The sequence below is a fragment of the Halomonas sp. 111 genome (genome assembly GCF_052379685.1).
In the GTDB taxonomy this organism is placed as follows: domain Bacteria; phylum Pseudomonadota; class Gammaproteobacteria; order Pseudomonadales; family Halomonadaceae; genus Vreelandella; species Vreelandella citrativorans.
In genome coordinates this window covers 133,531-141,868 of the sequence record NZ_JBQSYV010000010.1, presented here as the reverse complement: position 1 = coordinate 141,868, position 8,338 = coordinate 133,531, and the positions used below count along the sequence as shown (strand labels likewise).

At 54.1% G+C, this 8,338-nt stretch carries 8 protein-coding genes and 1 pseudogene; 4 read left to right on the top strand and 5 right to left on the bottom strand.

The genetic code is table 11. From position 1 onward, the window contains the following. The first annotated feature begins 457 nt into the window (after window positions 1–457). Window positions 458–1,204 (top strand): annotated as a pseudogene (locus ACT3T7_RS09710) (IS5 family transposase). Window positions 1,205–1,283: 79 nt separating this feature from the next. Here ACT3T7_RS09710 and ACT3T7_RS09705 read toward each other — a convergent pair. From ACT3T7_RS09705 to ACT3T7_RS09690, 4 genes are all read right to left on the bottom strand, one after another. After that, window positions 1,284–2,402, bottom strand: a complete 1,119-nt coding sequence (locus ACT3T7_RS09705) for an alkene reductase (protein ID WP_442353208.1) — start codon at window positions 2,400–2,402, stop codon at window positions 1,284–1,286. Window positions 2,403–2,631: 229 nt separating this feature from the next. Continuing rightward, entirely contained in the window at window positions 2,632–3,003 is a 372-nt protein-coding gene (locus ACT3T7_RS09700) for a hypothetical protein (RefSeq protein ID WP_444630897.1), read from the bottom strand. A 144-nt stretch (window positions 3,004–3,147) separates the two neighbouring features. Further along, on the bottom strand, window positions 3,148–3,888 hold the full coding sequence (locus tag ACT3T7_RS09695) for a sulfite exporter TauE/SafE family protein (protein ID WP_172117879.1): 741 nt from the start codon (window positions 3,886–3,888) through the stop codon (window positions 3,148–3,150). Window positions 3,889–3,899: 11 nt separating this feature from the next. Next, on the bottom strand, window positions 3,900–4,580 hold the full coding sequence (locus ACT3T7_RS09690; RefSeq protein ID WP_444630896.1) for a transglycosylase SLT domain-containing protein: 681 nt from the start codon (window positions 4,578–4,580) through the stop codon (window positions 3,900–3,902). Window positions 4,581–5,017: 437 nt separating this feature from the next. On the opposite strand from ACT3T7_RS09690, the gene ACT3T7_RS09685 reads away from it, so the two are divergent. After that, window positions 5,018–5,320, top strand: a complete 303-nt coding sequence (locus ACT3T7_RS09685) for an antibiotic biosynthesis monooxygenase family protein (RefSeq protein WP_444630895.1) — start codon at window positions 5,018–5,020, stop codon at window positions 5,318–5,320. A gap of 25 nt (window positions 5,321–5,345) precedes the next feature. Here the strand turns inward: ACT3T7_RS09685 and ACT3T7_RS09680 are convergent, their stop codons facing one another. Beyond that, a complete protein-coding gene (locus ACT3T7_RS09680) occupies window positions 5,346–6,272 on the bottom strand; it encodes a 1,4-dihydroxy-2-naphthoate polyprenyltransferase (RefSeq protein WP_441677396.1) in 927 nt (308 codons plus the stop codon). A gap of 152 nt (window positions 6,273–6,424) precedes the next feature. Between ACT3T7_RS09680 and ACT3T7_RS09675 the strand changes: the two genes are divergently transcribed. Together ACT3T7_RS09675 and ACT3T7_RS09670 are read left to right on the top strand one after the other, a co-directional pair. Continuing rightward, the gene (locus tag ACT3T7_RS09675) at window positions 6,425–6,925 is read left to right on the top strand and encodes a DoxX family protein (RefSeq protein WP_087110942.1); all 501 of its coding nucleotides are present in this window, start codon (window positions 6,425–6,427) and stop codon (window positions 6,923–6,925) included. 16 nt (window positions 6,926–6,941) lie between these two features. Beyond that, on the top strand, window positions 6,942–8,336 hold the full coding sequence (locus ACT3T7_RS09670) for an isochorismate synthase (RefSeq protein WP_444630894.1): 1,395 nt from the start codon (window positions 6,942–6,944) through the stop codon (window positions 8,334–8,336). Window positions 8,337–8,338: the final 2 nt, after the last annotated feature.

Below are 8,338 nucleotides of genomic sequence, written 5' to 3'. Positions count from 1 at the left end.
GAACAGCTGTGTACTTGGGGGGGGGGGGCGCTGCAAACGTCTTGAAATGGGTTAAGGCATAGTAAAAACTACCGCTCTTTTGGAGTCGGGCGATATGAACCTTACTTGCTTATAAATTGATACGCCCGGATGGCCTACTGTGTAAACAGTATTCATCCCATCAACTGAGCCTTTATCAGGTATTTCATTTTTCTATCAATTAGTTACCTGTGTTTTTCAAGTGTATGCTACGGCCGCCTTCTCGAGATTATAGAATTGATGCAAGTATCCTTCTGCTTCTCGATTGGCGAGCAAGGTCTTATTCGCATATCGTTCGAGCACGTTCACAAAACTATTAGGTTAAAAAAAGCAGTCAGCTTCAACTAGGAGCTGTTGACGTTTCACTGCAGAGATATTGGCAGGATAAGAGCAAACCCGCAGAGTAGAGGTTCCGAAGCCATCACCCTGCGAGTCTGCAATGCCCCGACTAATGCTCAATGATAAACACTGGTCGAAGCTAAAAACTATCCTGCTTCAACAAGGCATTTATCACAAGCCCGGTCTACGAATGACGGTGGAAGGTATCCTGTATCGAATGCGCTCCGGCTGCTCATGGCGTGATTTACCCGAGGTCTTTGGTCGTTGGAACGCCGTCTATAAGCGCTTTAATGCCTGGTTGGCTGCCGACAAACCGCTATCTTCAACGCGTTAGTGGAAGACTCTGATGTTGAATGGCTCTTTATCGATGGCACCTACACCAAGGCGCACCAGCACAGCGCCGGTGCGGCCAGTGGTGAGGCTGAAGCCATTGGCAAAAGTCGCGCAGGTAATGCCAGCAAGATTCATCTGGCCGTGATGTTTACCGACTTCCTATTGCCTTCAGACTCACGGGAGACGAAGTGCATGACAGCAAAGAGGCTCCGGCACACTGATTGCCGAGTTACCCTCTGGCGCGGCGCTAGTGGCTGATAAAGGCTATGACAGTGATGCTATTCGCCAGCAGATCAACGCACAAAAGATGCGTTCGGTGATTCCGCGAAAACGCAATGCGAGAAAAGGAAATGCCAGCTTGGACAGAGGATTATATCACTACCGGCACCTGGTTGAGAATGCGTTTGCACGAGTGAAGCATTACCGAGCTATCGCAACACGCTACGACAAACTTAAGCAAAATTACGAGAGCATGGTCGCTTTAGCCTGTAGTTTCCTCTGGCTACCGATGTGAAATGTCAATAGCCCCTAATCGACATTACCATTTAACGAATGCTTTTTGCTGTTATGAACACGCAATTTACGTCGGCGTATTAACCAATACGATCATAACCGTTATCCATAAATGGGTAATCGGTATAGCCTTTCTCGTCGCCACCGTAGAAGGTGGCGTGATCAGGCTCATTCAATGGTGCGTTCTGATAAAAACGCTCCGCCAGGTCGGGGTTGGCGATATACGGACGGCCAAAGGCGGCGGCTTCCGCGTTGCCTGAACCGAGCAGGGCCTCGGCACGTTCGGCGTTATAGTTACCGCAGTAGATCAGGCTGCCGCTAAAGCGCTCACGCATCTGCTCGCGAAAACCGTCAGGGAACTGAATGTCGCCACCGGCCCAGTTGGGCTCGTTAAGATGCAAATAGGCAAGGCCACGCTTGGAAAGCTGATCCGCCATATAGAACGCCATCGCTTCAGGCTCATCGTCGGTTAATCCAAACAGCTCGATAAACGGCGTCATACGGATACCAACTCGGTCAGCGCCAAATACGTCAACAACGGCATCGACCACTTCCAGCGGGAAGCGCGCACGGTTTTCCAGCGAGCCACCGTATTGGTCGGTACGCTGGTTAGTGCCGGTGGCCAGGAACTGATTCAACAAATAGGCGTTGGCCGCGTGCACTTCAACCATGTCGAAACCCGCACGCTTGGCACGCACCGCCGCCTGGCGGTAGTCATCCACAATGCCGGGGATCTCGTCGGTTTCCAGCGCGCGCGGTGTGCTGGTGGGGTGCTGGCCTGCGCTACCGTCTTCAAACTCAACAAAACACTGGGCGCCTTCACCTTTAAGCGCACTGGGCGCGACCGGCTGTTCGCCATTGGGTTGCACCATCTCGTGGGAAACACGCCCAACGTGCCAAAGTTGCAGCGCAATTCGACCGCCTTTGGCATGCACCGTATTGACGACCTCCTTCCAGCCCGCTTCCTGCTCATCGGTCCAAATGCCTGGGGTGTAGACGTAACCACGGGCAGTGGGAGAGATATTGGTTGCTTCACTAATAATCAGGCCTGAACCAGCCCGCTGCCCATAGTAGGCTTGCTGCCGTTTGCCAGGCACGCTATCCGGTGTGCGTGCGCGTGTGAGCGGTGCCATGATGACGCGGTTAGGAATCGACAGACTACCAAGTTGGGTCGGGGTAAAAAGTGCTTCAAATGCCATTCAGCTAACTCCTGTTACGTGCACTGCTTTAAAGTGATGATACAATAGACCAGTTTACTAGTGAGCGCCAACCACTCTTCCTTGTGGTTTGTTATGAGGTCGCCAGGCATAAAACAAAACCCTACCTTGATAAAGATGGGGGTTGGATGACTCATTGATGGCGCCGTTGATTAACAGCGTACCGGGCTAGTGACGTGCCTAAGTAACGATGTACCTGAGCGCGATGAACTCAATCTCGCTGCCAAGGCCAGCGCCGTTTAGGAGGTATGACGATTAGCTGAAGGGCATTGTTGAGCGGCAGCATAATCGCGGCTAACTGCCGGTGACAGATAGCGCTATTGAGTACACCGGGGCACTGTTTCAGCAGTAGCTCGCACTGTTGGGCGGCGAGAAAAATTTGCTCGACTACTTGAGGGGCAAATAGCGGTTTGGCCTCTTTGCAGCAGCGGTTAAGTTCTCCGGCCAGCATCGAAAGCATCCCAGTATCCAGCCAGCAGGGCAGCGGGTCGCTTAGGCGGCCTGCAATTGAGTGTTGAATCGCCTCGAAGGAGGTTCGTAAGAACCCAAGAGTCTGGCGAAGCTGTCGCTGCTCACTGGTCATGTCATTTACCTGCACTTCGTCAACAAGTCGTCGATAAGAGAAAGAGAGTGTTTCTCATTTTCATCTATCGAGACGATAGCGCCAGTTAATGAAGGTGTCAATAAATGGTATGTGCCTTAATGTACTCACGCCGGAACGGTCAATTTACTGACTCAGCAAATATGCCCCTTGGGCAAAATAGAAAATGCCAATACCGGTCACAATCCAGCGTGTCCATGTACGGAAGTTGGCATCGGTAAGGCGATGTAACACATGTGTCCCTACTTGAGTGCCCAGGATAGCCAGCGGCGCAGCCAGCAGTACCATGCCCCAATCCCCAGCACCTAGTGCCAGCGCAGCACTCAAGTAGAAGAGAATTTTAATACTATGCGCGACCACCTGAATCATTGCTTTAGTGGCCACCACTTCACGACGATCCATTCGAGAGCGTACAAAGAAGATATCGATCAGCGGCCCGGACACACCGGCGGCAATGGTTAACCCACCCGATGCCATGCCGCAAAGCAGCGCGTGGCTCGTTCGGTTGGCGTTGAGGTGGAACCAGCGTTTGGGCATCCACACCAGAAGGGGCATCAAGCCAATTAACAGTGATACCGTGGCGGCATTGGCGCTATAGCCAAGCAACACCAGTAGCCCGGCGGCGCTTATTACGCCTAGCGTCATAAACGCGACCGTTCGCCAGACAATAAAGCGACGTGATAACCATGCCCGCGACCCGTTAGCGGTAAGCTGGATGGCTCCATGCACGGCCATGGCGCTGGCCGCCGGGAACGCGAGCAGCAGAAACCACATCAGTACCAGCCCGCCCGCCATGCCGAAGATACCCGATAACATCGAGGTAAAAAAAACTACAAAAACAAAGAACGAACCGATGAGTAGGGACATAATAAAACTACTTAGCTACGGCAAAAGGGCCAGACCTGATAAAAACGGCGGCATTGAAATTCGGCTTCACAGGCATTGAGCTGGGATTGATAACGGTTTGTGCGAGCGACGATCTGCCGTGCTGCATTGATTACCTGAGGCTTGTTCTGGTACGTGCCACGTCGATACCCGCCTGCGCCCTCGTGGTAGGCGTAATAGAGATGCTCAGGATTGGTTAATGAAATGCCTGCTTGCTGCTGAGATCGGTGGTTGTACCAGCCGATGAAGTCGGTGGCGTGCTTCATGCTGGTGCGCCGCGCAAACAAGCTACCTGCCTGCTCCTGGTACTCTCCCCACACCGGGTCCTGCGCTTGGGCATACCCTTTTGCCGAAGAGGGGCGGGGGCCGGGGATAAAGCCCAGGTAATACTTGCGGTCAGGACGAATGTGGCTTTTAAAGGAAGACTCCTGCTGAATAAACGCCATTTGCGTCGCAATGGGCGTTCCCCACTTCTCCTGAGAGTCGCGTGCATAGTCGTACCAAGTGGGCTGTTCGCGGAAAATTTCGCAAATATTGCTCTGGTCTTGTGGTGGGTTGGGGGCAAAGGTCGCACAGCCAGAGAGCAACAACACACACGCTAATCCTGCCCAACTGCGCAGTGTTAGCAGTGAAGATGAAAGCGCAGCGTTAAAATTATCAACAGGGCGGAGCATGCAGAATTCCTTGTGGATAACAGCGTCATTGATAACAGGGCTATTGATAGCCGCCAGCATTAATACTGTTTAAGGGCTAGAGTTTATACGTACTAAAATCAGATTGTTATTGGTCGTTAGCGTAAGTTGTGAAATGAGTGATGAAAATTCTAAACGGGATGTTTTTTCCCGATGGGGTTGGAGCTTTTGATCTCCTGCCCGTTGAGCGACCCTGGCTGCTGCCAGCCGCCTGCCGCCCAGGCAACAAGGAGGTTAATCCAGCACTTCAGGCTTGTTGGCATCTGCTGGTGGCAGCAGATAATAGGGCGTGGGCACGACCAGCAGGCTCAAGCAGCTTTCTTCTAAAGCCTAAGCTGTTCGTTACTTAACGGTGACGTTACCATCAAGTTGTCGCCGCGTAACTAACTTGGCAGGACCAACCCAGCAGGAGAGTTGTCATGTATATCGCCATGAACCGTTTTCAGATTGCCCCAGGCCGCGAAGAGGATTTTTTGGAGGTGTGGCGTCAGCGTGATTCGCACTTGAGCGACGTGCCCGGATTCAAGCAGTTCAACATGTTGCAGGGCGCAAGCCAGGAAGAGCACACCGTGTTTATTTCCCACAGTGTATGGGAGTCGGAAGCGGCTTTCCGCGCCTGGACCCAGTCAGAGGCGTTTCGTAAGGCTCACGCGGGCGCCAAGTCACCGGAAGGTATCTACCTGGGGCCGCCCAAATTTGAAGGTTATGAGGTCGTGCTTTAAGCACGGGGCAAGCGGCTTGGCCTCTTTAATAGAGCGCTAGGCCGAGTGAGAGCAGTACACTGTAAATCAGCGTCGATAGCGCGGTTTTTTTCAGCATGCCGGTAAGCGTTTCACCGTCGGTAGTGTGGTGTAGCGTTCTGGCAGCGTCTGCTAACGGTTTGGCAACCAGCAGGCAGCTCCAGCTAAGCCAGGGGGCGGGCAGTGCGACCAGATAAATCACGGTGAGCAGTAGCGCCATTGCCAGCAATATCCAGTGGTAGGTAATGGCGTTAGCGCGGCCCAAGCGCACCGCCAAAGTGATCTTGCCGTTGCGCGTGTCACTTTCGATATCGCGCACGTTATTCACGTTCAATACAGCGGTTGCCAGTAACCCGCAAGCGGCCGCGGGCAGTAGTGTAAGCCCGTCCAGTTGTTGTGCATGCAGGTAGTACGTGCCGAGTACCCCTAACAAGCCGAAGAAGATAAAGACCGCAATATCTCCCAGCCCCCGGTAGCCATACGGCGTGCCACCCAGCCCTACGGTATACGTGACCGCGGCCAGCAGCGCGGCAGCACCCAGAAGAATAAAGATAAGAATGGACGCCCACTGATTGCCAAAAGCCGTCAGCAGTAGCAACAGCCCACACAGGGCGGCAACGACCGCCATCACCACCATTCCACCGCGCATGGCGCGTGGGCTCAGTAACCCTGACGAGACCGCGCGAACCGGGCCTATGCGCTGGTGATCATCCGCCCCCGTCGCTGCGTCGCCGTAATCATTGGCCAGGTTTGAAAGCACTTGCAGGGCAATCGCTGTTAGCAGGGCAAGTAGTAGCACGCTCGGATTAAACCCTTGTGCATGCGCCGCAAGGCCTGAGCCAAGCAGGATAGAGGCACATGCCAAAGGCAGCGTACGAGGCCGGGCTGCTAATAACCAAACCTGGAACGGGCGGTGCTTGTCGGGTTGATCCATTGCTTTGGTGTCCTGGTCGTGATGATGTTAAATGACTAAAAGGGAGTACGTAGCTATGTATTATTAAGTGCTAAAAAGTAGACCTGCGTCAAAAGAAGCAGCGGTGTCTTATCGCAAACTATTGTTAATCCCTCTTAACAGGAGTTAATTTGATGATCGGCGACTTATTTAGACAAAGCAAATATGCAGCGCTTGTTTGGCTAGCCTTCCGGCTTTATCTTGGGATTACTTGGCTCAGTTTGGGAATCGGCAAACTGACGGGCGGTTTTGATGCGCAAGGGTTCCTGAGTAACGCGGTGGCGAACCCTGTAATGCGGGAAGGGAGCATGGTGTATCCCAACTACGTTGCTTTTTTGGAGCATTTTGCGCTGCCCTATGCGGGTATGTTTAATGTGGTGATCCCGCTGGGGGAGATACTCGTGGGGTTGGGCTTGATCGTGGGGGTGCTGACCTCCTTTGCAGGCTTCTTCGCTATTGTAATGAATATGTCGTTTCTAATGGCGGGTACGGTCTCCACCAACCCATGGATGATTGCGTTAACCTTTTTCTTACTGGTAGCGGGCGCGAACGCTGGCCATTTTGGGGGGGACCGTTGGGTTCTGCCCTATATCAAGCAGAGGCTGGGCATTGCGCGCCGCATCCGGTTTACCTGAGACGCGGGGCCACTGATTGTCTGAACACATGCGCTGGGTAACAGGCAGCAGCGTCGCTTACGGGTTGGCGCATATGAACAGCCAGAGCGCTGTCGCTGAGCTTATGGACCGGCTTGATGCATTGTCTGTGCCGTCCATCCAAGGGGTTATACGCCTGAGCGTGCCTTGCCGCGTTGATAGCCTGATGGGATGGTTGGACGCGCAAACGGTTTTTCCGCGCGGCTACTGGAAAGCGCGTGACGCCGGTGCACCTGAGTACGCGACGCTAGGCATGGTCAGCGCGGCCGATTCGCTTGAGACGCTACAGGCCGACCTTGCCAAACTCGCAACCTTGCCAAGTGAGCAGCCGGATTATTTCGGCGGCATGGCGTTTGATGCTACGTCGCCCGGTTGGGAAAATTTCAAAAATTGCTGTTTCATATTGCCGCGTGTTGAACTTAAGCGCTCACAACAGGGGGCGCTACTGACGCTCAATCTGCGCTTTGACGACCGCTGCGGCGATCACGAAATAGCCGAAGCACGCGCCTTTTTAGCCAGTCTCCAGCAAGAACAACCGCTACCCCCTCTGCGTCCGCATGCCTATTTACGTTATGACGCCCCTGCCCAGCAGGCGTGGTCAGCGTGGGTGTCCCAAGTGACCCACGCTGATCAGCTGTGCCATACGCCCAAAGTGGTGTTATCGCGAGAGACGCGTTTGGTTATCGCGGACGATGCATCGAAAACGCCATCGCCCTGGGCACTGCTGGACCGCTGGCAGGCAGAGGCGGCGGCGTGCTTTCAATTAGGCATTCAGTGGGATTCAGAGACCGCCTTTATCGGTTGCCCACCGGAGCGCCTTTATCAGCGAGAAGGTACGCAGCTGGTAACCGAGTCGCTAGCGGGCACCACTCATCGTGGCGCTGATGCACAAAAGGACCAATACCTTGCCGAGGCACTGTTGGCAGATACCAAAAACAGCCTGGAGAACCAGTGCGTTTACGAGGATATTCTTGCCCGGCTTGAGCCTTTGTCTCGCGTTGTTCAAGCCGGGGAGGCCCATGTTCTCAAGCTGCGCTCTGTGCAGCATATCCGCCGCCTTATTCATGCTGAGCTGCATCACACGGTGACGGACCAGGCGCTGCTTGCCAGTTTGCCGCCTACCCCAGCGGTAGGTGGTGTTCCCCGCGCATCGGCGCTAGCGTTTATCCGCCAGCATGAACGCCACCAGCGGGGCTGGTATGCGGGTGTGTTTGGCCGGGTGAGCCTGGCCAGTACGGAGCTTGCGGTGGCTATCCGGTGTGCTCATATCGGCGCTAATGAAATTCGCCTTTATGCCGGTGCGGGCATTGTCGCGGGCTCTCAGCCTGATGCAGAGTGGCGTGAGCTGGACAACAAAATTGCCGACATTATGTCGCTGCTCAACATGGGGTAATA

Excerpts from the sequence above, each read along its gene's own strand:
- ACT3T7_RS09705 (WP_442353208.1), bottom strand. The coding sequence starts at position 2,402 with ATGGCATTTGAAGCACTTTTTACCCCGACCCAACTTGGTAGTCTGTCG.
- ACT3T7_RS09685 (WP_444630895.1), top strand. The coding sequence starts at position 5,018 with ATGTATATCGCCATGAACCGTTTTCAGATTGCCCCAGGCCGCGAAGAG.
- ACT3T7_RS09695 (WP_172117879.1), bottom strand. The coding sequence starts at position 3,888 with ATGTCCCTACTCATCGGTTCGTTCTTTGTTTTTGTAGTTTTTTTTACC.
- ACT3T7_RS09675 (WP_087110942.1), top strand. The coding sequence starts at position 6,425 with ATGATCGGCGACTTATTTAGACAAAGCAAATATGCAGCGCTTGTTTGG.
- ACT3T7_RS09700 (WP_444630897.1), bottom strand. The coding sequence starts at position 3,003 with ATGACCAGTGAGCAGCGACAGCTTCGCCAGACTCTTGGGTTCTTACGA.
- ACT3T7_RS09680 (WP_441677396.1), bottom strand. The coding sequence starts at position 6,272 with ATGGATCAACCCGACAAGCACCGCCCGTTCCAGGTTTGGTTATTAGCA.
- ACT3T7_RS09690 (WP_444630896.1), bottom strand. The coding sequence starts at position 4,580 with ATGCTCCGCCCTGTTGATAATTTTAACGCTGCGCTTTCATCTTCACTG.